Source organism: Rhodoflexus sp., from assembly GCF_053489755.1.
The window spans coordinates 115,114-136,439 of record NZ_JBRCHD010000015.1 but is presented as its reverse complement, the minus strand read 5'-3'; the positions used below and the strand labels follow the sequence as shown (position 1 = coordinate 136,439).

Sequence of the window (21,326 nt, the reverse complement as noted above, 5' to 3'; positions counted from 1 at the left end):
ACAGAATAAAGTCCGTGTTGCTTTTTGGACACCTTCATAGAGCAGAAAAAAAGAGGGCAGGGATGATTTAATGCTACCAACATGCAATCTCTACGTGATACAATCTACGTGGCAGATGACTCATTTCAGTATAAACTACTCTCAATATACCCGCTTTGTCAAACAATCAGAAAATCCCTAACTTTCGCCTAAGCCTTTTTAGCTAATAACAGGCGAAAGAAAATGAAAAAAGACACTACTGACTCATCTAAAAACTTCACACGGCGCGATTTTATTAAAGGAGCAGGGGCTTCGCTGGCGTTGTTTACCATTGTGCCGCGCCACGTACTGGGCGGCGTAGGCTACGTCGCGCCGAGCGATAAACTCAACATTGCAGGCGTTGGCGCAGGCGGTAGAGGACGCGATATTCTCAGAGAGGCCTACAACAAAGGCGCAGAAAACATCGTCGCCCTTTGCGATGTGGACGACCTCCGCGCCGCTGATACCTACAAAGACTACCCGAATGCCAAGCGCTACCGCGATTTCCGAAAAATGCTCGCCGAGCAAAAAGACATTGACGCGGTGATGATTGCCACACCAGATCATACGCACGCCGTTATTGCGATGGCTGCCATGCAAATGGGCAAGCATGTGTACGTAGAAAAACCGCTGACGCACAACATCCGCGAGGCGCGAATGCTGACCGAAGCTGCCCGCCGCTACAAAGTAGCCACGCAAATGGGTAATCAGGGCAATTCCAGCGAAGACATCCGCAAAATTACTGAGTGGATTCAGGCAGGAGTCATTGGCGAGGTGCGAAGCGTACAGGCATGGACAAACCGCCCAATTTGGCCGCAGGGCAAACCCGTTCCCAAAGGCGGCGCAAAAATTCCTGCCACTTTGGACTGGGACTTATGGCTCGGCCCGGCAGCTATGCGCCCTTACAGCGCCGAATACCTGCCTTTCAAATGGCGCGGCTGGTGGGACTTCGGCACGGGTGCGCTTGGCGATATGGCCTGCCACATCATAGACCCTGTGTTTATGGCGCTCAAACTTGGCTATCCTACCAGCGTAGAAGCCAGTGTAAGCAGCGTTTTCATAGACGATTTCAAACTTGGCGAATTTCCCGAAAGCTGCCCGCCCTCATCTATCATCCATCTGGAATTTCCGGCGCGGGAAGGCATGCCGCCTGTGAGCCTGCATTGGTACGACGGCGGACTGATGCCGCAGCGACCCACCGAATTACAAGACAACGAACCGATGGGCGACTGGGGCGGCGGAGTTATCTTTGAAGGCACACGCGGCAAAATCATGTGTGGAACTTATGCCCGCAACCCGACCCTGCTACCAACTTCGGCGATGAATTTTTTCAAACAGCCCGAACCGACGATTGCCCGCGTAGAAGGCGACCACGCCACAAGCTGGGTAGCGGCATGCAAAGCCGGCAGCTTGGAGGCAGCCAATCAATTAGCAAGCTCCAACTTTGACTACGCCGGCCCACTAACCGAAACGGTTTTGATAGGTAATCTGGCATTGCGCAGCCTGAACATAAAGGAAATCGTCAAAAATGCAGACGGCAGAGAATCTACCGTTTATACAGGCAAGAAAAAACTGCTTTGGGACGGTGTCAATATGCGCATCACCAACTATGAACCGGCCAACCAGTTCGTCGGGCGCGAGTACCGCAGCGGCTGGGAAATCAAAGGTTGATATTTTGATTAATCCCGGTCTGACCGGGGTATCGCACATCCACAGCCATGCCCAAAGTCGTTCATAATACCGTGATTGCCATTTTAGCTGCCGGCGCATCCTCGCGCATGGGTAGCCACAAAGCCTTGCTGGACTGGCACGGTCAGCCATTGGTTGCGCACGTAGCCAAAATTGCACGCGCAGCAGCGAGCGCAGCAGATGTGGCAGTCATCACCGGATCGCAATACAAAGAAGTGCAGCAGGCAGTAGCAGAACTTCCCGTTCAAACCGTTTACAGCCCGCACTGGGCGTCCGGAATGGCACATTCGGTAGCTGCCGCCGCCAAGTGGGCAGGCAAGCAACAAGCCGAAGGGCTGCTCGTCATGGTGTGCGACCAGCCCTTTGTCAGTGTGGAGTTGCTGCAACACATCCTGCGGACAGCCGCATCAGGTACAGCCCCAATTATTGCCTCTGTGTATGCCAATGGCACAAAAGGGATGCCTGCATGGTTCGATGAAAGCCTATTCGATTACCTGTACCGCCTCAAAGGCGATATTGGCGCTCGTAAAATTATCGGGCAGTTTGCCGATATGCTGGCTACTGTAGATTTCCCGCAAGGGGAAATAGACTTGGATACACCTGAGCAGTACCGAGGGCTGATCGGTGGATAAGTAAGGTTATCCCTTCGCCGAGCGGTTGCTGTAAAAGTGGATAATGAATACGATGATGGTGCGTAGTAAGTACAGAACCAGCAATATATCTATGAATGAGACAGGCATTAGGTTATAGTAGTATTCGGCATACAGCTCGCCCTGTGGGTTGAAAGAAAGCCCGTGCGACAAAATTTTGATAGTAAGCCATACACTAATCACATAAATTCCTAATTTCAATTCTTTTCTCATAAAAATACGGTTTCTGTAGGTCATAAACGATAATAAGTACCCTTATACTTGATTGAATGCAATTTAATCCATTATTTTGGGCAAAAACTAAATTAAACAGAAAACCATAGGACACCATTATGAACAGATTCAATGAAATTAAACAACTGGTAGACAGCATCGAAGCTGATTTTGCTAAATTTTACGAGCAAAATAACCAGGCAGCAGGTACACGTGTGCGCAAAGCAATGCTCGACCTGAAGAATCTGGCGCAAAGCATCCGTCAGAACGTACAAGAAATCAAGAAAGAGAAAGAGAAAGAGGCTAAAGCTAAGTAGACACTCTCGGTTTTTTGGCTCCCGTAAATTCGATCTACTTAAGAGCCGAAGCATAGAAAACTGTTTCGGCTTTTTATTTGAATACATATTGGTAGCATTGAAATCATCTCTGCCCTTTTTTGCTCCGTAGGGCTGCATAGGCAGTTGGTGAAACTCTTAATCGAGCAATGGAAGAAGAGGGCAATTATCATACTGCCGATATTGAACCCCTCTGGGGCGATTGACCCATCATGCAATTCATAATGGTATTATTTGCAAAAATGCAAATTAGTCCCTAACTTATTAGACCTAACGTATTGAAACGATGATCAACATTACAAACTTCTCTAAAGCACGTCGTTACCTGAATATCAATCTTATTGCACAAGAGGCAGGAATAGACGTACAGGAACTCTTCGAAAAACTTGCTGCAGAAGAAGAACTACAGCCTGTAGATGCCTCGCGGCTGGTAGATACGCTCAGCAAAGCGGGCATTCAGTTGCGCACGTGGGAGCATGCTACTGACTTTGTGCATACCAATCGGTCTGCGTGGGTAGATAACCTGCTGGCTATTCCCTTGCAAATCCATCCGGAGGCAACTTTGCAGCGCGATTTTTTCTACCGCGAATAACAGACAGTAGCTATGAGAAAAGTATTTGTGGATACGCATGTCTTACTGTTTGCTACCCAAAGCGACTCGCCACTTTTTCAGACAGCACAAAACCGCCTGCGAGAGGCTGCCGAAACGTCTGAACTGTACACCAGTGGTCAGGTGATGCGCGCCTATGCGCATACATTTGTACGTGAAGCAGTACAAAACGGATACCCGATGCCCGACGCGGTTCATGCAGTACTGAAAAACGTAAATACTTTCCGCAGCCACATCCGACTATTGCCCGACGATGAAACCGCGCTTAACACATGGGAGTATCTGTTGCCATCGCTTGCCAGCACCTCCGAAGTACTGGATGCTGCGCGAGTAGCCACGATGAAAGCCGCCGGCATTAACTATTTACTTACTTACAAGGCAGAAGCCTACAATCGTTTTGACAACCTGATTACCGTTTGGTCGCTGGTATAAAGTGAAAAACCCCTTTCCATAGGGAAAAGGGTAATTTTCTTTAAAAAATACCTGGTTTGTTATTGTATGCTGTAGAGCTGATTCACAGTTTGCTCACCGTGCGAGATGCTGAGCGTGTACTCACCTCTCTTTAATCCTGATACGTTGAATCGGCGTGCATAGTTTTGATTTGATTCAATTATTTCACTGTAAAGTACAGCCCCATTGCGGTCGGTGATCTTGATATAGACCGGTTCTTCGGCGTTGGCGAAGACAGCTTTCACAAATCCGTCCTTTACTTGGGGTGAAACGTAGGCTATAAATGCCGCCTTATTTAGTACTGCGCCGCCTACTGCAAATTTATTGCTCGCGCGGAAGTCGCCCGCCGTAATATCTACTGTGTAGATACCTTTGCCAAATGCGGACAGGTCGTAGTTGCGTTTCAGTTCGGTTAAGTTGCGCAAAGTTTCTCTGTAGATAACACTGCCTTTGCTATCTGAAATGCGCACGTAAACTTCGCTTCCGGCACTATTTTCAAAAGCCAAACGGATTTTCATTTGTCCCTGGAGGGCATACATGCCATACGCAAACTTTTCAGCGGCAACAACCTTGTTGGTATTCAAAGGAACATCCGAAGAATTTGCCTTTGCAAAAGTGCTTACCAATATGAGTACGGCTACGACAGCTGGAAGAAACAGACGATGATTGATAGATCTCATGGTATGCTGAGTGTTTAAGTTTTTATACAAATTTTGATTGACACTCAACTAATACTACAAAAATGTGCCACATCTTATAGTATGCTGACAATCAATTGTTTAATAAAAGTTTATCGTAGCAATAGTTTCAAGAAATGTCCGAAATCGCACATAGTTCGTATGCAGATCGGACATAAAAAAGCCGCCGACCAATAGTCAGCGGCTTTTTGCTCTTACTAAGGTAAATGTGAAAATGAAGACAAATCAAAGGTAAGCATTTTAAAAATGCGAGCCAATTTTAAGGGCTTTTTTGTTGAAAATGTACTTTTTAAGCTAATATAGATCAAAAAAATACCCTTAAATACGAATTTCATGTGCGTAATATGCTGCAACGGCTTTTTTATAACCCTGTACAACGCTGTTGGATTTCAAATAGGTTGATATAAATAGGCAGGGAAGCGCCAAATTTGCAAGTAACTTCTAATTTCGCACACAATGCTTCACATCAATTCGGTAAGCAAATCTTTTGGAAAGTTGCAAGCAGTCAAGGAACTGAGCCTGCACCTCGACAAAAGTTCATTTACTGCCTTGCTCGGGCCGAATGGCGCAGGTAAAACTACGCTGGTAGAGATGATCGAAGGCTTGCAGCAACCCGACAGCGGCACTATTACGATTGCAGGACTGAATTGGCAGCAACACGCCGCCGAACTGCGAGGCATAATCGGCTTGAGTTTGCAGGAGACCCGCTTTATTGACAAGCTGACCGTTGCCGAAACACTTCGCCTGTTTGCCTCTTTCTACGGAATCGGTGCAACACGCACCGCAGAGGTGATGGAGATGGTGCGGCTTACCGAAAAAAAGAATGCTTACACGGTCAATTTATCGGGAGGGCAGCGGCAGCGCTTGGCGCTGGGTATCAGTCTGTTGCACACTCCGCAACTGCTCATTCTGGACGAACCGACAACAGGGCTTGACCCCAACGCCCGCCGCGAACTGTGGGAGATGCTCGAAGCGCTGAAAAAGCAAGAAGGCATGACACTGCTGCTTACTACTCACTACATGGAGGAGGCCGAATACCTCTGCGAACGCATCGTTATTATGGATAAGGGGCAGATACTGGCAGATGGCTCGCTACCCGAACTGCTCAGCCAATTTGATGCAGGTGAGCGCATAGAACTCGAACTGCTTACCCACGAGCGAACAGCGACTTTCTGGCAGCCAATTTTTCAGGCAATAGGCGGTTTGCGCAGCCTACAGATAATAACTACAGAAGAAGGCGTACAGGTACAAATGGAGGTAGAGCGGATTGCTACCTTTCTGCCGCCCCTGATGCAGCAGTTAGAAAAGCTGCCTGTCCGTTTGAACCACCTCAACTCGCGCCGCAAAACGCTCGACGACCTTTTTACGACCATGACCGGGCGGCGACTGTCCGACTAATCGGCAGATTTATTGAAAAATCTATCAATCACTTGTTGCAGTTCGGCCGGATCAAAAGGTTTTTCAAAGTAGGCATAAGCACCCAACTCGAGGCATTTCTTTTCTGCCGCTGCCTGACTGTAGCTGGATAGCATAATTACAGGCGTATTGCCATAGATGCCGCTGCTGTGCAGATTGATCATAAACTCAATGCCGCTGATGTAAGGCATATTAATATCGCAGATGATCATTTGTGGGGTATTGCCTTCGTCTAACCACGCAGTAGCACTGATAACATCGGCAAATGATTTGACTGTAAATTTTCCTGTCAGGATACGCTCCAACAGAAAGCGGATTGCATGATCATCATCTATAATGAGTATGATTGGATTATCCATTATATGTTGTTTGGGTACTTAAAGATAGACATATAACTGGCTGGTCTTAAATAAACTCGACAGATAAATCTCAAACAGCAGGTACAGGAGCGATTTTGAAGCCTGCTTTTTGAACAGCTGCTATAATTTTATCAGGCGAATCGGTTGCTGCCTGTACGGTTAAAATCTTTTTGGGGTCGTTTGTATTTACTGACCAGCTCTCTATTTCTTCGACAGCAGACAGAAAGGGAGTAACTTTGGCAATGCAGCCACCGCAGTTGATAGTAGTTGCAAATGAGAATACGTTGGACATAGTTAAGCAGATATAGGTGTAAACAAAATTAGGTCGAATTATCTACATGCAACACAACTACTTAGTTATGCCTCCTCGTCCGAAGATTCGGCGAAGTTAATTTTCCAGACAATTCCACAGGTTTTGGACTGTGTATCTGCTTGCATTTGCTGCAAAGGCGGAACGTAGGCCTGCACTTCGGTATTTTCCGTTTCGGCAGCCGATGTTTCGTTTTTTTTATTTTCTTCTTCTTCCATAAACTACGGTACTATTTGCCAAACAATTTTTCTGCTAAAAGCATTTCGCCGATACAAGGTATAATTTTCTGATATTTTCAAAAACGCTGCGGATTTAACATTTTTACGCTTCGTATTTAAATGATAATCACATGTTACAGATGAAAAAACTACTCTCTGCGGTGGTTTGTGCGGTTGCGTTGGCCGGCGTGGTACAGGCGCAGACTGTCTTCCGCGCCGATACAGTACAGGCCGGCAGGTTTGACAACGGCAAAATGTGGACTTTTGACGCACCGCCCAAAGAGTTCTGGAAACAAACTTATGGCTTTGAAGCAACCGATCAGTGGCTGGAAAATGTGCGCCTCAGTTCGCTGCGTTTTGCCTCCTGGTGTTCGGCTTCTTTTGTGTCTGCCAACGGGCTGGTGATGACTAACCACCACTGTAGCCGCGACGTAGCCACCAAAGTACAGCGAGCCAATGAAAACTTTAATGAAAATGGCTTTTATGCTGCCAAACTGACCGACGAGCGCCGCGTTGCCGACCTCTACGTTGACCAGTTGGTAAGGCTGGAAGACATTACTACCCGCGTACAGCAGGCAATGGACAAAGGCAAAGACGACAGAGAGCAAATCCAACTGCGCGATGCCGAACTGGCTGCCATCCGCAAGGAATACGCCGAAAAAGATGGCTGGAAAGGGCTTGAACTGCAAACCATCACCTTTTACAACGGCGGGCGCTATTCGCTCTACGGCTTCAAGCGCTACAAAGACGTGCGCCTCGTGATGATGCCTGAGCTCCAACTCGGCTACTACGGCGGCGACTATGACAACTTCACCTATCCGCGCTACTGTCTGGATTTTACTTTCTGGCGCGTGTACGACGACAACGGACAGCCGCTCCAAACCCGCAACTTCTTCAAATTCAACCCGACGGGCGCAAAAGAAGGCGAGGTAACTTTTGTGATTGGCAACCCGGGACGCACCAGCCGCCAGTTTACCGTAGCCGATCTGGAATTCATGCGCGATATTCAGATCCCTGCTCAGGTATTGGGGCTGCGCAACCAGTCTGCAGCCCTGAAAAAAGTATATGATCGCACCAAGAGCGACAGCATCCTCAACATGATTTTCAGCATGGAAAATACCATCAAAGCCCGTTCGGGCGCACTGAAGGCTTTGCAAGATCCGTATATCATTGCGCGCCGTGCTGCTTTTGAGAATCAGTTCAAAGCTGCTGCCGTTGCCAAAAACAAGGAAGCTGCCGATATTTGGGAGGCAATTGCCAACTACCGCAAAGAATATAGCGAGGTAGCGCCTGTCCTGCTGGCCGCTCAGGCTGCTTCTACTGCCTTCCAAGGTGCGCAAATGGTATTCATGCTGGCTCAGCCTGTATCTGCCGACGAAAATACGCAGCGCAGAATGCGCACCATGCTCGAAGGCATGACCAAACCAACTGAAACTGAACTGGAAGCCGATCTGTTCCGCGCCGATGTAGTGGAGTTGCTGGCGATTCTGGGCGAAAACGACATGACAGTCAAGCAACTGCTCAAAGGCCAAACCCCTGAACAATTTGCAGCAGAGGCCATGAAAACTACTAAAATTTACGATGCTGCCTTCTGCAAAGAATTGGTAGAAAAAGGCATGACAGCCATCAACGATTCGCAAGATCCTGTGGTGCGTATGGCTGCTCTGCTCATGCCGCGCGTACTGGATGCCAACCAGAAAATACCGGCACTGAACACGGCGCTGAACGCACAGCGCAGCAAATTGGCACGTTTGCTCTACGACTTGTACGGCACAGCCATTCCACCAGATGCAACCTTCTCGCTCCGCATTTCCGATGGTGTGATCAAAGGTTATAACTACAACGGCACCAAAGCCCCTGCAATAACCAACTTCTACGGCTTGTTTGAGTTGAATACTTCTTTTGGGCAGAACTCAGACTGGAAACTGCCGAAGCGTTGGATGGAAGCTAAACGCACTCCTGAGTTTTTGGCCGCTCCGCTGAACTTTGTGAGTACCAACGACATCATCGGTGGCAACTCCGGCAGCCCGATGATCAACCGCAACGGCGAAGCCATCGGTCTGATCTTCGATGGCAATATCGAAAGCCTCGAAGGCGACTATATCTACCGTTCGGACTACAACCGCGCCGTTTCTGTACATGCAGGCGGCATCATGGCTGCCCTGAAGAATGTTTACAAGGCAAAACGCTTGGTAACCGAACTGGAAACAGGTAAGTAAGCGAAAGAATGTTGATATCCTATATGAGTCATCCCAAAATTTGGGGTGACTCATGTTAATTTGCAGCTATGCGTAAGCTGTTGCTATACAGATACCTTTTTGCAGGCATAGTCATTGCCTATATGGTCGCCTACACCCCGTATAGCTACGACGACGCGGATGCCGGCTTTATACAGGCATTGGCTTGGCGCATCTCAAACGGCGAAGTACCCCATCGGGATTTTATTTACATCATGCCTGCACTTTCACCACTGTTGCAGGTCTTTGTTTTCCTGATTATTCCCGAAAACTATCAAATACTTACCGGGAAGCTACTGTGCTACCTGTTGTTTGCTGCATCCGCATTATTGGGTGCGTTGAGTATCGATCAGCTATCTCCCAAGCGGCTGATAGATCCCTTCCTGCTGGCAACTATAGGTTTTGTCTATTCGGTTGCCTGCTTTTCGCCTAAGCCCTGGTATACGGTAGATGCTGTCTTTTTTTCAGCGGCAGGTTGCTATCTGCTGATCGTTTCTTCTTTCACCTATGCGCCTATTGGTTTGCTGCTACTTGTTTGTGCGGCATTGTGCAAGCAGCCATTCTATCTAATGCCTTTGGCGGGCATTGTTCTGGTAGCCTTCAGGTATCAAAATCTGTTTCGGATCGTGTTTGCGCTGTGCCTGACAGTGCTTTATATCGGTATTTTTCTGTGGATTTTACACCAAAACGAGGCGTTTGAAGATTTGTCCGACAGACAACCGGCAGCGCCAAAATAAAGGATCTGTTTTCGGCCGGGGTGATTGCCTACACGCATATTCCTGCGTTGTATTTGTTAGTACCCTGCGCATGGTGGCTGATGGCGCGGCAATTTCGTCTCAGCGCTACAACCCCCTATGTGCTTATCGCCTTCGTGTTGGGTTTTCCTTTGGTCAAATTTGCTTACAGGCTCCTGACAGAAGATTTGAATTATGATGTCTACTTTTCCGATTATCTGGCAAAAGTCCTGTTGATGATCAGTTGTTTGTATTTGCTCAGTTGGGCGGCATTTTCATTTCGGTGGGTAGCCATGTGTGTGCTTGTATTAATCGGGTGGTGTGCAAGCATCAGTTGGGGCTATCAAAGCCCTGCTATTTTCTCAACGCCGTTGTTGTATATCTTTCTGATTGTATCGCATAGGTTTTTGGACGTAAAAAATGTGTATCGTTTAGCCCACTACGCACTTTTTTGCGGATTGATTACCTACCTGATAGCTTACCAGAAGCCTTACTGCAATCCTGCCAGGGCTACGCTTCATTATAGTATCGCCCATCTGTTTCCAAAAATGCAGGGCATCAGAGTGAGTAAAGAAGCACACGACAAATACACGGACTTTTATCACTTAGTCAGAAAATACGGCGATAATTTTAAGACGCTGCCTGGTATGCCGCTGAGCAATTATCTGACCAATACACATTCACCTATTCCGCTCGATTGGGTAGGCAATGGAGGGTCTGAAAAAGCAATACAGCCGCTGGAAGAGGTACTTGCACAGAAAAAGACAATAGTTTTTGCAGAAAAAAATCCACACTTAATCAGGGTTACAAACTCAGATAACAAATTTCACTCTTATGTTACATGGTTTATCAAAAACAACTGGCAAAAAATAGACAGCACTACACATTTTGAGGTTTATCGCGCCCCTAATGTGCAATAATTACTCCTCGTGCAGGAAACAAAGTGCCGCAGCGCCCAGAATACCCGCATTATTGCCCAGCGTAGCAGGTAGCACCCGCATTTTGGGTGCATAATAAGGTGAAAGGAACTGCTTAAAAGTCTGCTGCAAGCCGATTTGCAGGAAGGGGAAGGTCTTGGCAACCCCGCCACCGATCAGTGCAGTTTTGATGTCCAGAATCAGGGCTGCCGAAACGATTGCCTGCCCTACGTATTTGCCCACTTCCTCAAAAACTGCCAGCGCAAGCGGATCGCCTTTTTGTGCGGCATCTATCAGATCGTCGTCGTCAAATGCTTCTTCGCTGTGCAGATAGGTCGAGGTTTTTCCTGCAGCCATCATGTCCTTTGCCATTTGGATCATGCCGGCTTTGCCGATGGTCTGCTCAATCGAGCGCCCGTTGCCTGCCACAATGTGTCCGATTTCCATCGCATTGCCGTCGCCGCCTTTGAGGATTTTGCGGTTGAGTATAACTCCGCCTCCTACACCTGTGCCAAGCGTAAGCAGCATAAACGAATCGGGCAGTTTGGTTTTGCCGAAGTGCAGTTCGCCGAGGGCTGCCGCGTTGGCATCGTTTTCCAGATGAAAGATCACTTTTTTGTGTTGGCGCTCCAATCTGTCTAAGAGCATCACGCCGTTGAGTTCGGGAATGTTGGCAAGTTCTACCAGCGTGCGGCGGTTGCGCGAGATCATGCCCGGAACGCCAATACCTACGTGTTTCACTTTCGGGTGTGCTTCCAACCATTCGCCGATGGCTGCTACCAAATGGTCGGCGGCGTGTTTACCCGCAGCGCGGATAGTTTTGGTAGATACTTTCCTTTTTTCCAGCAGCTGTCCGGTGCTGTCCACCAGTCCCATTTTTACATTGCTTCCGCCAATATCTATTCCTGTAAAAAGCTGCATAGGCTCAGATTTCATTTGGGCAAATATAGAAGAATCCGCCCTATTTCAGCGTTTCGGTCGGCAGGTCGAAAAACAGGTTGCGCTCCTGTACTTTGAATTTTCGGAAAGGCTTGAGCAGGTCTCTGCTCAGAAAAATATCGGTTATTTTTTCCAGCGGGATGATGTACAAATCTTCGGGCTGCGCTGCCGTACCGCCTACGCCAAGCGCAAGAAATACCGGCATACGCGTCTCTATCGCAAACTTTTTATATCCGTTGAGCTGGTGAGGCTTGCACCACTCGATACCGTTTTTGTAGTAGCTGCTTCGATATTTGCACTCTACGGCAAATACTTTGGTGTCGGCATTGAGCTTAAACTGTAACTTCAGATCGGGGTGTAGCGTGGTTTGGGCATATGTGCCTGCCGCATATTTGTCGCCCGCCCATTCCAGAAGCGTGAAATATTTTTTGTCAAACTTTTGGACGATATATTTTTCAAAATCATCGCCCTTTTGTTTTTCTCTGTCAATGATTTGGGTTTCCGCAGTGCTTGCTGCGACTGCTGCCTGTATCTGCGCAGCATAGTCCTTGTAGTCCAGCCCCAAGGCCGCAGCTTTTTCCTCCAACATTTTTTGCTCGTTGGGAGTCAGCTGCCCATCGGCGGCGGCAAGCGCAATGAGGTTTTCGAATATGGACTCAGGTTTCAAATCGCTGTGAAAATAATACTTACAAATTAAGCCTTAAAAAAAGGCAGTTTTTGTATGAAAAGCAAATGCGCCGCCAATCCCTTAGCTTTGCGCCGCAAACATGGCAACTATGATCTTAGATTTTCCCAAACCTTCGCCGCGCCTGCTGGTAGTCGGCGATTTGATGATAGACCACTACCTCTGGGGATCTTGCAACCGCATTTCCCCCGAAGCGCCCGTACAAGTAATTGATGTTGAGCGCGAAAGCTGTTTGTTGGGCGGTGCGGGTAATGTAGTAAACAACTTGCTTGCGCTCGGTGCGCAGGTATCGGTTGCCGCTGTGATCGGTCGGGATGCGAACGGCGAACTGCTGCGCGATCTCTTGCAAGAGGCAGGGGCAGATGCCACCTTCCTAATTAGTTCGCCGACGCGCAAAACCAGCCGCAAAAGTCGGCTAATGGCTGCCCACCAACAGGTAGTGCGCTACGACAGCGAAACCAAAAGCGATATTACGGCAGCGGAAGCAAGCGAACTGCTTGCCGCATTGCTGCCCCAACTGCCGCAGTTCGATGTCGTGCTGCTTTCCGACTATGGCAAAGGCGTGCTTACGCCTTTTGTATGCCAAGAAATTATACAAAATTGCCGCAAAAATAATATCAAGGTTTTGGTTGATCCCAAAGGAACAGACTACAGCAAGTACAAGGGCGCATACCTGATCACTCCCAATCGGAAAGAAGCTGCCGCCGCTACCGGGCTTTCATTGCACAACAATGAGCAACTACTGCTCGCCGGACGGCAACTCAAGCAGTCGCTGGGCTTGACCTATGCCATCATCACGCTCTCAGAGGCTGGGATGGCGTATTTTGACGAGGAAATGCACCTGATTCCTACCCAAGCCAAAGACGTTTACGATGTTACGGGCGCAGGAGACACTGTGCTGGCTTCGCTTGGTTTTGCACTTGCCAACGGCAAAACGCTGGCAGATGCCTGCCATTTTGCCAATTATGCCGCAGCCGTAGTAGTAGCCAAAGTTGGCAGCGCAACGGCCACTTTGAGCGAGATAGAAAGTTTTATCGCCGCTACGGGCCAATCGGAAGGCAGTGAAATATTTATCAAATCATGGGATGAAATAGCTAAAATTACCGACCAATTTAGAAAAAACGGCAAAAAAATTGTTTTTACTAATGGCTGCTTTGATATTTTGCATTTGGGACATGTCAAATACTTAGAAAAAGCCCGCAGTTTTGGCGATGTATTAATCGTCGGGCTGAATAATGATGCATCGGTGCGTCGGTTGAAAGGCGCTGCAAGACCCATCAATCCCGAATTTGATCGCGCCTATCTGCTGGCGGCCTTGAGTGCGGTGGACTATGTGGTACTTTTCGGTGAGGATACGCCCTACGAACTGATCCGCCTGATCCGCCCCGACGTATTGGTCAAAGGTGGCGACTACGCAGGCAAAGAGGTTGTTGGCAGCGATATTGCTGGCGAGGTGCGTTTGGTAGACTTTGTACAAGGGAAAAGTACAACTTCGGTGATTGAAAAAATGCGCAGCTAAGGGCAAACTCATCAGAATGCCCTAAGTTTGTGTACACCCGGGATTAAGGAAAGATAACGGTCAACCTATTACGATAGCAAAATTTTAGTCAAACAAAAAATTAGAAAAATCAAATGCAAGACAAACTCATTCGGATAGGCGTATTTTACGATGGCAATTATTTTTGGCAAGTAAGCAACTACTACGCATATTCTCATGCAAGAAAAAAACGCCTCAGTATTCCAGGATTACACGAGTTTATCCGCCATCAGGTAGCCGAAGAGGAAGGCAGCGATGTGCGCCTGTGTCAGATCGTAGATGCCCACTATTTCAGGGGGCGGCTCAATGCCTATGATGCCAGCCAACGCGGCGATATGATTTTCTGGGATCGCGTATTCGACGACGTGCTGATGAACGAGGGTGTAAATACGCACTATATGCCGCTCAAAAACACCTTCGACGGGCAGCGCCAGCAGGAAAAAGGCATTGACGTGTGGCTCGCGCTGGAAGCCTACGAAATGGCGGTTTACAAAAAATTCAATGTGATTGTACTGGTAGCCTCCGACGGGGACTATGTGCCGCTGATCCGCAAATTGAATACCTTAGGTACGCGCGTGATGGTATTGAGTTGGGATTTTGAATACACCACCGACACAGGGCAACGCCATGTTACGCGCACCTCGCAAGACCTGCTCGAGGAGGTAACCTATCCCGTAGCGATGCACGAAATTATTGACAACCGCGTGCGCCGCAACGATGCGCTGATTAACAACTTGTTTGTAGCAACTGAACAGAAAAAACCGGTGATCAATCGCTCGGCCACCGTACCAAACAACATCAACGACGGTGAAATCCTGAGCCTGAAAAACGGCTACGGCTTCATCAAATACCCGCCCAACAACCTGTTTTTTCATTATTCCACGCTGATAGATACTGATTTTAACGAGTTGCAGGTAGGAGATAAGGTAGAATTTACGATCGAACGCGGTTCGGAAGGGCAGGAGATTGCCAAAAATGTGCGCCTCCTTACATCTGAAGATAACGCGGGTAATGCTACTGATCCAGATGCGAAAGAATTTACCGACTACAAAGAATAAATGCATACATGGATTTTCAGGAGTTGGTAGCTCGCGAACTGCAGGCGCATGTCCAAACGATTGCGCGGGTGCAGTCTGTCCTGTCTGACGATATTGCCCGTGCTGCCGCAATGGTTACGCAAACCATTCGCGGCGGGTCTAAAGTCTTGCTTTTTGGCAACGGAGGCAGCGCGGCAGATGCGCAGCACATTGCCGCCGAATTTACGGGGCGCTTTGTCAAAGAACGGCGCGCGCTGCCTGCTATCGCACTGACAACCGATACCTCTGCGCTTACCGCCATTGGCAACGACTACGGCTACGAACGCGTGTTCGAGCGGCAGGTAGAAGCTCTTGCCCAAAAAGGCGACCTGCTCATTGGCATTACGACGAGCGGAAACAGCCCCAATGTATTGTTGGCATTGGCAAAAGGACGCCAAATCGGTTGCCAAACCCTCGCACTGACAGGTAAAGACGGCGGCAAAGCCTCTCAATATGCCGATCTGAATATCATCATCCCCTCAGAGGTAACGGCGCGAATTCAGGAAATGCATATCCTTGTCGGGCATATCCTGTGCAGCGCGGTAGATGAACTTTTTGCAGACTAAAAAGCTACCTTTGCAGTTGCTACAAACTATTGCCGATGAAAAAAGCCCTCATTACAGGCATTACCGGACAAGACGGCGCTTACCTTGCCGATTTCCTGCTTGCCAAAGGCTACGAAGTACACGGGATCAAGCGCCGCAGTTCGCTGTTCAATACCCAGCGCATTGACCATATTTATCAAGATCCGCACGAGGCGCAAAGACGGTTCATTTTGCACTACGGCGACTTGACCGACTCGACGAATATCATCCGCGTTATACAAGAAGTACAGCCCGACGAAATTTATAATCTCGGCGCAATGAGCCATGTCAAAGTGAGCTTCGATACGCCCGAATACACAGCCAACGTAGATGCGCTCGGTACGCTACGCATTCTGGAAGCGGTGCGTATCTTAGGGCTGACCGAAAAAACGCGCATTTATCAGGCATCAACTTCCGAACTCTACGGCTTGGTACAGGAAGTGCCGCAAAGCGAAAAAACACCGTTTTATCCGCGTTCGCCGTATGGTGTTGCCAAAATTTACGGCTATTGGATTACGGTCAACTACCGCGAGTCGTACAATATGTTTGCCTGCAACGGCATCCTGTTCAATCACGAAAGCCCGCTACGGGGCGAAACTTTCGTAACCCGCAAAATCACACGCGCCGCCGCAAGAATTGCCCTCGGCTTGCAGGAGATGGTCTATCTGGGCAACTTAGACGCACAGCGCGACTGGGGACACGCCAAAGACTACGTGGAAGCCATGTGGCTCATGTTGCAGCAGCCTGTTGCCGATGACTACGTAATCGCTACAGGCATTACGACCCGCATCCGCGAGTTTGCAAGGTTAGTTTTCGCCGAATTGGGTATCCAAATCGAGTTTGTGGGCAGCGGCGTAGATGAAGTCGGTAAAATTACTGCCTGCCACAACCCGGAGTTTCAGTTGCCGATCGGGAAGACGGTCATAGCTGTAGATCCGCGCTATTTCCGCCCTACAGAGGTTGATCTGCTCATCGGCGACGCTTCCAAGTTCAAAAAGCAAACCGGTTGGACACCGCGCCACAGCCTCGCCGACCTAATCAAAGACATGGTAGCTTCAGATCTGGCGCTTTTCCGTAAGGATAAATATTTGCTCAAAGGAGGGCATCGGATATTCCATTTGCATGAATAAGTCTGATAAAATTTACATAGCCGGACATCGGGGAATGGTCGGTTCGGCGATTGTCCGCCGCCTGCAAGCTGAAGGTTTTCAAAACCTCGTATGGCGCAACTCTTCAGAGTTGGATTTGACACAGCAGCAGGCAGTTGCCGATTTTTTTGCTACCGAAAAACCCGACTATGTTTTTTTGGCGGCCGCCAAAGTGGGCGGTATTCTTGCCAATGATACCTACCGCGCACAATTTATTTACGAGAATTTGATGATTCAGAACAACGTGATTCATCAGAGCTATTTGCACGGAGTTAAAAAGCTACTTTTTCTGGGGTCGTCTTGTATCTATCCTAAGTTGGCTCCGCAGCCGCTCAAGGAGGACTACCTGCTTACAGGCCCGTTGGAAACGACCAACGAGCCATATGCGATCGCCAAAATTGCAGGTATTAAAATGTGCGATGCCTACCGCGCACAATACGGCTGCCGCTTTATTTCGGCAATGCCTACCAATCTCTACGGCCCCAACGACAACTACCACCCGCAAAACTCGCACGTATTGCCTGCTTTGCTGCGCAAAATCCATCAGGCAAAAATAGAAGGATTACCTGCTGTGGAAATCTGGGGGACGGGTACGCCGCGCCGCGAGTTGATGCACGTAGATGACCTTGCCGATGCCTGCCTGTTCCTGATGCAGCGCTACGACGAACCGGGATTTGTCAATATCGGCACAGGTGAAGATCTCACCATCAGCGAATTGGCCCGGTTGATTTGCCAGATCGTTGGCTACACAGGCAGCTTGCACTACAATACAGACAAACCCGACGGCACACCGCGCAAACTGCTGGATGTCAGTAAGTTGCACAGGCTGGGCTGGCAGCATCGCATCGCTCTGCCTGAGGGTATTCGCAGCGTTTATCTGGCGCAGGAGTGGGTACAGGAAGCCGTAAAATAATCTAAATACGCCATTTTGTCATGTTTTGCTTGATTTTTGGTGTAACTTTTGGTGTCATATTGACAGTGAGAGGCGACTAAAAATCGCTTGGTATGGCGCTTGCAATCCCTGTAAGCGTAAACGCGATTTGATTCACCAACTAAAAACAAAAGAGCTATGACACTCGTGCAATATCCAACCCGCTTCCGCAGCAATCTTGTGCCGGTTTTCAACCAATTTTTCAATGATTTTTTGAGCGGAGATGATTTTTTGAGCCGCAACCGTGGATTGGTCCCTGCTGCTAATATTAGAGAAACACAGGAGGCTTTCCTGATTGAACTGGCCGTTCCGGGTTTGAAAAAAGAAGATTTTCAGATACAGGTAGAAGAAAACCTGTTGAGAATTTCTGCAAATGTGCAGGCTGAAAGTGAGGAACAAGACGCTGCAACCAAAATACACCGTCGCGAATTCAGTTTCCATTCCTTCGAGCGCAGCTTCCGACTGCCCAAATCTGCAGACAGCGATAAAATTACCGCTTCCTATACCGACGGCGTGTTGCAACTCAACATCCCGAAACGCGAAGAAGCCAAGCCCAAAACTCCACGCACGATAGAGATTGCGTAAGAAGCAAAGCAGATTTTAGGTTAGTAAATAAAAAACCCAACAGGCGTGAAATACCTGTTGGTTTTTTTTGCAATAAATCTGCTATTGACTAATTCATATGCAGTGCGTAATCACAGCCAAGCCCTTTACAGTAGATCATGGTATACTCTAATGTTTTCTTTTCATGCGCTACGCAGCCGCCATTGCAACCGCTGCAATGAAAATTAGTATGACCGGTAGCTATATTTGACAATCCGTAAGAGTTATCAGCAGCTACGTAAGCCGCTGGGATTTGCCAATAAGCAACTTTTCCTCTGATGATTAGGGGAACCAATGCTTTTCCTGCTGTTACAGGAATACCTTGAGCTTCTGCGGCCGCCTTCAATCCATTGATCATCTGCGTCAAATCTTGTGCGATGGCAGGCGCTTCAACATCGGCTTCGGTTGCAGGAGGCAGCGTCATTAACTGTTGGAACGATGAGGCTGGAAGTACAGGAAATAAAGATTCGACAGATACTTTTTGAGAGGTAATTTCATCTAATGATGATATAAATTCTATGTTTGCTATCCGCTTAAGTTCATCGAGTGGCGAACCGATACCAACTTCTAACTTGCTAACTTTCAATGTCTTGTTTTTAGTGTAACCCTTTTGTCGGTTATGTTGGTCAGTTAAAGATTGCACTTGAGGGTCGCCGATGTGGTTTAACTTTTCAGTAGTAGTTTTCATCGTACACCCGCTTGAGCAGCCAGCCTCTCGCTTACATTCATACTCAATCGTACCATTGGTATACATTCTAACTATTGGTGTGCATCCTCGTCCATTGTCTGTACCATCACAAGAGCAACTCACAGTTACAGACGATTGTAGGATAGCGAAATCATTATCGTTTAAATAGGCTTTAAAGAAGTAGCCGTCAGGCAAATCAATCTCAACCGTATTATCGTTTATTTTATCGATTTTGGTTTGAGCAGGTAACAAAAGCGAGGTACAAGAAGCACAAAGAGAGCTGTTTTGATCAGCGAGAGGAAGAAAAGCTGCGTCATCTGCTGTTTTTGGAAAAGAACAGGCGTTGATCAGAGCCAAGCAGATGAATAAATAAGATAGTTTTTCATAGAATTAAAGAATTTAGTTGTTGATTGCAATATGCAAAAAAAAACTTCATGTACAATTTTTTAGGCGGTTTTTTTAGCCATCTATTCAACTTTAAAAGCCAATCTCTAATCGGGCTACTGTATGTGGTATTTAGTATTGTGTACAATGAAAATATGCGCAACACAATAGATATTTGCGCTGGTAAATGCATAGCTACCCCGATATTATGCTGCAAAATAACCTTGCTTCTATCTCTGTCATCATCCTGACCAAAAACAGTGAGGACTTCCTTGCCGAATGCCTGCAAGCGCTTGCGGCTTTTGCCGAAATAGTTGTATTGGATAACGACTCAACAGACCGCACACGATCTATCGCTGCAACTTTTCTTAACGTGCGCCTGTTCGAGCATCCGTTTATTGGCTTTGGGCCTATGAAAAATATGGCAGCAAATTTTGCCTCACACGATTGGATTCTCAGCATTGATAGCGATGAAATTGTCAGCCCTGCGCTGATACAGGAAATTGCCGGCCTTTCGCTCAATGAAAACAGCGTGTATCGCTTCCATCGCCATAACTATTACCGAAAAAAACTCGTCAACGCCTGCGGTTGGCAAAACGACCGCATCGTCAGGTTATACCACCGCCAACGCACCCGTTTTTCCGATAAAAAAGTACACGAGGGCATTCTCACCGATGGACTTCAAGTTGTTGATTGTCAGGCTGTAATTAAACATTACTCTTTTCAGAATATCGAAGGGTTGCTCGATAAACTGGACAGATACACCACCCTCTATGCGCAGGAACACCGTTTCAGAAAGAAAGCCTCGCTGCTGAATGCTTATGCGAAAAAGGTGTTTCACTTCTGGAACGATTACCTCACCAAAGGCGGCTGGCGCTATGGCTACGAAGGATTTGTGATTGCCATGAGCAATGCCAACGGTGCATTCTACAAACAAATGAAACTTTACGAAGCCAACCAATCACTGGCTATTAGCCTGATTATCAGCACCTACAACCGCAAAGATGCGCTTGAACTCGTATTAAAGAGCGTACCTGTGCAAAAGCTACTGCCGCTGGAGGTCATCGTTGCCGATGATGGTTCGCGGGAAGATACCAAAGAGCTGGTGGAGGCTTACCAAAGCCATTTCCCGGTGCCGCTGCGCCACTGCTGGCAGCCGGACAATGGCTTTCAACTGGCGCAAATCCGCAACAAAGCCATTGCAATGGCAAAAGGGGAGTACATCGTCATGATTGACGGGGACATGGTGATGCACCCGCTGTTTTTGCAAGACCATTTGCAAGTAGCTGAAAAAGAGTGCTTTATACAAGGTTCTCGCGTGCTGCTTTCACCCGAAACAACCGATGAAGCCCTTAAAAAATCACTGATTTATTTTGCACCTACGGCAAACGGGATCAAAAACAGACTAAATGCTACGCATCTGTCGTTTATGAGGCAATTGTTGGCTAAAAAAACAACAAAGTTGGATGGAATTCGCGGCTGCAACATGGGTTTCTGGAAAGAGGATTGCCTTGCTGTCAATGGTTTTAACGAAGCCTTTGTAGGGTGGGGGAGAGAGGATAGTGAGTTTGTCGTGCGCCTGTTCAATAAGGGCATCCGCAGAAAAAATCTGAAATTCGGCGGCATTGGCTACCACCTCTACCATGCTGAAAACAATCGCGCCCAACTCCCTGAAAATGAACGCATTTTGCAGGAAGCTATCAATCAAAAAAGCACCCGCTGCGAAAAGGGAATCCATCAGTATTTAGACAATTGACACTCTCAACCTACAAGGCAATGCGCAGCCTCCGCGATGCAGTAGTTATTCCCTATGTGCTGAAAGCCGTTCCCTGTATTTTCCTCTGGATAGCCCTGCAATGGGATTTGTGGAGCGGCAGGCAGACTGTTTAGCCTATCT

25 protein-coding genes are annotated in these 21,326 nt (G+C 47.9%); 17 read left to right on the top strand and 8 right to left on the bottom strand.

The features are described 5' to 3' along the window. Positions 1 to 222 precede the first annotated feature (222 nt). Together ACWIP2_RS03920 and ACWIP2_RS03915 are read left to right on the top strand one after the other, a co-directional pair. Positions 223 to 1,689: a Gfo/Idh/MocA family protein gene (locus ACWIP2_RS03920; RefSeq protein ID WP_448518597.1), complete on the top strand. Its 1,467-nt coding sequence runs from the start codon at positions 223 to 225 to the stop codon at positions 1,687 to 1,689. Between the two features lie 47 nt (positions 1,690 to 1,736). Next, positions 1,737 to 2,339, top strand: coding sequence for a nucleotidyltransferase family protein (locus tag ACWIP2_RS03915; RefSeq protein WP_448518596.1), 603 nt, complete (start codon positions 1,737 to 1,739; stop codon positions 2,337 to 2,339). A gap of 6 nt (positions 2,340 to 2,345) precedes the next feature. Here the strand turns inward: ACWIP2_RS03915 and ACWIP2_RS03910 are convergent, their stop codons facing one another. Next, on the bottom strand, positions 2,346 to 2,570 hold the full coding sequence (locus ACWIP2_RS03910; RefSeq protein WP_448518595.1) for a hypothetical protein: 225 nt from the start codon (positions 2,568 to 2,570) through the stop codon (positions 2,346 to 2,348). Positions 2,571 to 2,689: 119 nt separating this feature from the next. Between ACWIP2_RS03910 and ACWIP2_RS03905 the strand changes: the two genes are divergently transcribed. The 3 genes from ACWIP2_RS03905 (at position 2,690) to ACWIP2_RS03895 (ending at position 3,947) form a co-directional block, all read left to right on the top strand. Next, positions 2,690 to 2,887: a histone H1 gene (locus tag ACWIP2_RS03905; protein ID WP_448518594.1), complete on the top strand. Its 198-nt coding sequence runs from the start codon at positions 2,690 to 2,692 to the stop codon at positions 2,885 to 2,887. A 304-nt stretch (positions 2,888 to 3,191) separates the two neighbouring features. Continuing rightward, entirely contained in the window at positions 3,192 to 3,497 is a 306-nt protein-coding gene (locus ACWIP2_RS03900; RefSeq protein ID WP_448518593.1) for a hypothetical protein, read from the top strand. A 12-nt stretch (positions 3,498 to 3,509) separates the two neighbouring features. Then, positions 3,510 to 3,947 (top strand): type II toxin-antitoxin system VapC family toxin, encoded by a 438-nt coding sequence (locus ACWIP2_RS03895; protein ID WP_448518592.1) that lies wholly within the window; start codon positions 3,510 to 3,512, stop codon positions 3,945 to 3,947. A gap of 59 nt (positions 3,948 to 4,006) precedes the next feature. Here ACWIP2_RS03895 and ACWIP2_RS03890 read toward each other — a convergent pair whose 3' ends face one another. Next, complete coding sequence (locus ACWIP2_RS03890; protein WP_448518591.1) at positions 4,007 to 4,645, bottom strand: DUF3244 domain-containing protein; 639 nt, start codon at positions 4,643 to 4,645, stop codon at positions 4,007 to 4,009. Positions 4,646 to 5,119: 474 nt separating this feature from the next. On the opposite strand from ACWIP2_RS03890, the gene ACWIP2_RS03885 reads away from it, so the two are divergent. After that, a complete protein-coding gene (locus ACWIP2_RS03885; RefSeq protein WP_448518590.1) occupies positions 5,120 to 6,061 on the top strand; it encodes an ABC transporter ATP-binding protein in 942 nt (313 codons plus the stop codon). On the opposite strand, the gene ACWIP2_RS03880 is transcribed toward ACWIP2_RS03885, so the two are convergent. The 3 genes from ACWIP2_RS03880 to ACWIP2_RS03870 all read right to left on the bottom strand — a co-directional run bounded on the left by ACWIP2_RS03880 (position 6,058) and on the right by ACWIP2_RS03870 (position 6,966). Next, the gene (locus ACWIP2_RS03880; protein WP_448518589.1) at positions 6,058 to 6,438 is read right to left on the bottom strand and encodes a response regulator; all 381 of its coding nucleotides are present in this window, start codon (positions 6,436 to 6,438) and stop codon (positions 6,058 to 6,060) included. The two genes, ACWIP2_RS03885 and ACWIP2_RS03880, sit on opposite strands and share 4 nt — an antisense overlap. 70 nt (positions 6,439 to 6,508) lie before the next feature. Further along, positions 6,509 to 6,730 (bottom strand): heavy-metal-associated domain-containing protein, encoded by a 222-nt coding sequence (locus tag ACWIP2_RS03875; protein ID WP_448518588.1) that lies wholly within the window; start codon positions 6,728 to 6,730, stop codon positions 6,509 to 6,511. Between the two features lie 65 nt (positions 6,731 to 6,795). Then, entirely contained in the window at positions 6,796 to 6,966 is a 171-nt protein-coding gene (locus ACWIP2_RS03870) for a hypothetical protein (RefSeq protein ID WP_448518587.1), read from the bottom strand. Positions 6,967 to 7,097: 131 nt separating this feature from the next. Between ACWIP2_RS03870 and ACWIP2_RS03865 the strand changes: the two genes are divergently transcribed. The 3 genes from ACWIP2_RS03865 to ACWIP2_RS03855 all read left to right on the top strand — a co-directional run bounded on the left by ACWIP2_RS03865 (position 7,098) and on the right by ACWIP2_RS03855 (position 10,857). Next, complete coding sequence (locus tag ACWIP2_RS03865; protein ID WP_448518586.1) at positions 7,098 to 9,185, top strand: S46 family peptidase; 2,088 nt, start codon at positions 7,098 to 7,100, stop codon at positions 9,183 to 9,185. 68 nt (positions 9,186 to 9,253) lie between these two features. Next, positions 9,254 to 9,940: a hypothetical protein gene (locus tag ACWIP2_RS03860; protein WP_448518585.1), complete on the top strand. Its 687-nt coding sequence runs from the start codon at positions 9,254 to 9,256 to the stop codon at positions 9,938 to 9,940. Positions 9,941 to 9,993: 53 nt separating this feature from the next. Further along, positions 9,994 to 10,857, top strand: a complete 864-nt coding sequence (locus ACWIP2_RS03855; protein ID WP_448518584.1) for a hypothetical protein — start codon at positions 9,994 to 9,996, stop codon at positions 10,855 to 10,857. Here the strand turns inward: ACWIP2_RS03855 and ACWIP2_RS03850 are convergent, their stop codons facing one another. Beyond that, positions 10,858 to 11,775: an ROK family protein gene (locus tag ACWIP2_RS03850; RefSeq protein ID WP_448518583.1), complete on the bottom strand. Its 918-nt coding sequence runs from the start codon at positions 11,773 to 11,775 to the stop codon at positions 10,858 to 10,860. Positions 11,776 to 11,815: 40 nt separating this feature from the next. Further along, positions 11,816 to 12,460: a hypothetical protein gene (locus tag ACWIP2_RS03845; protein ID WP_448518582.1), complete on the bottom strand. Its 645-nt coding sequence runs from the start codon at positions 12,458 to 12,460 to the stop codon at positions 11,816 to 11,818. A gap of 100 nt (positions 12,461 to 12,560) precedes the next feature. Here ACWIP2_RS03845 and rfaE1 point away from each other — a divergent pair, with 100 nt between their 5' ends. The 6 genes from rfaE1 to ACWIP2_RS03815 all read left to right on the top strand — a co-directional run bounded on the left by rfaE1 (position 12,561) and on the right by ACWIP2_RS03815 (position 18,339). Beyond that, positions 12,561 to 13,997: a D-glycero-beta-D-manno-heptose-7-phosphate kinase gene (rfaE1, locus tag ACWIP2_RS03840; RefSeq protein WP_448518581.1), complete on the top strand. Its 1,437-nt coding sequence runs from the start codon at positions 12,561 to 12,563 to the stop codon at positions 13,995 to 13,997. Positions 13,998 to 14,110: 113 nt separating this feature from the next. Then, on the top strand, positions 14,111 to 15,073 hold the full coding sequence (locus ACWIP2_RS03835; protein ID WP_448518580.1) for an NYN domain-containing protein: 963 nt from the start codon (positions 14,111 to 14,113) through the stop codon (positions 15,071 to 15,073). Between the two features lie 8 nt (positions 15,074 to 15,081). Next, positions 15,082 to 15,657, top strand: a complete 576-nt coding sequence (locus tag ACWIP2_RS03830) for a D-sedoheptulose 7-phosphate isomerase (protein WP_448518579.1) — start codon at positions 15,082 to 15,084, stop codon at positions 15,655 to 15,657. A gap of 35 nt (positions 15,658 to 15,692) precedes the next feature. Then, a complete protein-coding gene (gene gmd / locus ACWIP2_RS03825) occupies positions 15,693 to 16,805 on the top strand; it encodes a GDP-mannose 4,6-dehydratase (RefSeq protein ID WP_448518578.1) in 1,113 nt (370 codons plus the stop codon). Continuing rightward, positions 16,798 to 17,736, top strand: coding sequence for a GDP-L-fucose synthase family protein (locus ACWIP2_RS03820; protein WP_448518577.1), 939 nt, complete (start codon positions 16,798 to 16,800; stop codon positions 17,734 to 17,736). Before gmd ends, ACWIP2_RS03820 begins: the two co-directional genes overlap by 8 nt. A 156-nt stretch (positions 17,737 to 17,892) precedes the next feature. Next, positions 17,893 to 18,339: an Hsp20/alpha crystallin family protein gene (locus tag ACWIP2_RS03815; protein WP_448518576.1), complete on the top strand. Its 447-nt coding sequence runs from the start codon at positions 17,893 to 17,895 to the stop codon at positions 18,337 to 18,339. A gap of 88 nt (positions 18,340 to 18,427) precedes the next feature. Here the strand turns inward: ACWIP2_RS03815 and ACWIP2_RS03810 are convergent, their stop codons facing one another. Further along, a complete protein-coding gene (locus ACWIP2_RS03810; RefSeq protein ID WP_448518575.1) occupies positions 18,428 to 19,402 on the bottom strand; it encodes a hypothetical protein in 975 nt (324 codons plus the stop codon). A gap of 235 nt (positions 19,403 to 19,637) precedes the next feature. Here ACWIP2_RS03810 and ACWIP2_RS03805 point away from each other — a divergent pair, with 235 nt between their 5' ends. Continuing rightward, on the top strand, positions 19,638 to 21,185 hold the full coding sequence (locus ACWIP2_RS03805) for a glycosyltransferase family 2 protein (RefSeq protein WP_448518574.1): 1,548 nt from the start codon (positions 19,638 to 19,640) through the stop codon (positions 21,183 to 21,185). After that, positions 21,182 to 21,319, top strand: coding sequence for a hypothetical protein (locus tag ACWIP2_RS03800; protein WP_448518573.1), 138 nt, complete (start codon positions 21,182 to 21,184; stop codon positions 21,317 to 21,319). Before ACWIP2_RS03805 ends, ACWIP2_RS03800 begins: the two co-directional genes overlap by 4 nt. Positions 21,320 to 21,326 lie beyond the last annotated feature (7 nt).

Excerpts from the sequence above, each read along its gene's own strand:
- ACWIP2_RS03870 (WP_448518587.1), bottom strand. The coding sequence starts at position 6,966 with ATGGAAGAAGAAGAAAATAAAAAAAACGAAACATCGGCTGCCGAAACG.
- ACWIP2_RS03850 (WP_448518583.1), bottom strand. The coding sequence starts at position 11,775 with ATGCAGCTTTTTACAGGAATAGATATTGGCGGAAGCAATGTAAAAATG.
- ACWIP2_RS03915 (WP_448518596.1), top strand. The coding sequence starts at position 1,737 with ATGCCCAAAGTCGTTCATAATACCGTGATTGCCATTTTAGCTGCCGGC.
- ACWIP2_RS03920 (WP_448518597.1), top strand. The coding sequence starts at position 223 with ATGAAAAAAGACACTACTGACTCATCTAAAAACTTCACACGGCGCGAT.
- ACWIP2_RS03835 (WP_448518580.1), top strand. The coding sequence starts at position 14,111 with ATGCAAGACAAACTCATTCGGATAGGCGTATTTTACGATGGCAATTAT.
- ACWIP2_RS03860 (WP_448518585.1), top strand. The coding sequence starts at position 9,254 with ATGCGTAAGCTGTTGCTATACAGATACCTTTTTGCAGGCATAGTCATT.
- gmd (WP_448518578.1), top strand. The coding sequence starts at position 15,693 with ATGAAAAAAGCCCTCATTACAGGCATTACCGGACAAGACGGCGCTTAC.
- ACWIP2_RS03820 (WP_448518577.1), top strand. The coding sequence starts at position 16,798 with ATGAATAAGTCTGATAAAATTTACATAGCCGGACATCGGGGAATGGTC.
- ACWIP2_RS03905 (WP_448518594.1), top strand. The coding sequence starts at position 2,690 with ATGAACAGATTCAATGAAATTAAACAACTGGTAGACAGCATCGAAGCT.
- ACWIP2_RS03910 (WP_448518595.1), bottom strand. The coding sequence starts at position 2,570 with ATGAGAAAAGAATTGAAATTAGGAATTTATGTGATTAGTGTATGGCTT.
- ACWIP2_RS03900 (WP_448518593.1), top strand. The coding sequence starts at position 3,192 with ATGATCAACATTACAAACTTCTCTAAAGCACGTCGTTACCTGAATATC.
- ACWIP2_RS03805 (WP_448518574.1), top strand. The coding sequence starts at position 19,638 with ATGCTGCAAAATAACCTTGCTTCTATCTCTGTCATCATCCTGACCAAA.
- ACWIP2_RS03875 (WP_448518588.1), bottom strand. The coding sequence starts at position 6,730 with ATGTCCAACGTATTCTCATTTGCAACTACTATCAACTGCGGTGGCTGC.
- ACWIP2_RS03895 (WP_448518592.1), top strand. The coding sequence starts at position 3,510 with ATGAGAAAAGTATTTGTGGATACGCATGTCTTACTGTTTGCTACCCAA.
- ACWIP2_RS03830 (WP_448518579.1), top strand. The coding sequence starts at position 15,082 with ATGGATTTTCAGGAGTTGGTAGCTCGCGAACTGCAGGCGCATGTCCAA.
- ACWIP2_RS03865 (WP_448518586.1), top strand. The coding sequence starts at position 7,098 with ATGTTACAGATGAAAAAACTACTCTCTGCGGTGGTTTGTGCGGTTGCG.
- rfaE1 (WP_448518581.1), top strand. The coding sequence starts at position 12,561 with ATGGCAACTATGATCTTAGATTTTCCCAAACCTTCGCCGCGCCTGCTG.
- ACWIP2_RS03890 (WP_448518591.1), bottom strand. The coding sequence starts at position 4,645 with ATGAGATCTATCAATCATCGTCTGTTTCTTCCAGCTGTCGTAGCCGTA.
- ACWIP2_RS03880 (WP_448518589.1), bottom strand. The coding sequence starts at position 6,438 with ATGGATAATCCAATCATACTCATTATAGATGATGATCATGCAATCCGC.
- ACWIP2_RS03885 (WP_448518590.1), top strand. The coding sequence starts at position 5,120 with ATGCTTCACATCAATTCGGTAAGCAAATCTTTTGGAAAGTTGCAAGCA.
- ACWIP2_RS03815 (WP_448518576.1), top strand. The coding sequence starts at position 17,893 with ATGACACTCGTGCAATATCCAACCCGCTTCCGCAGCAATCTTGTGCCG.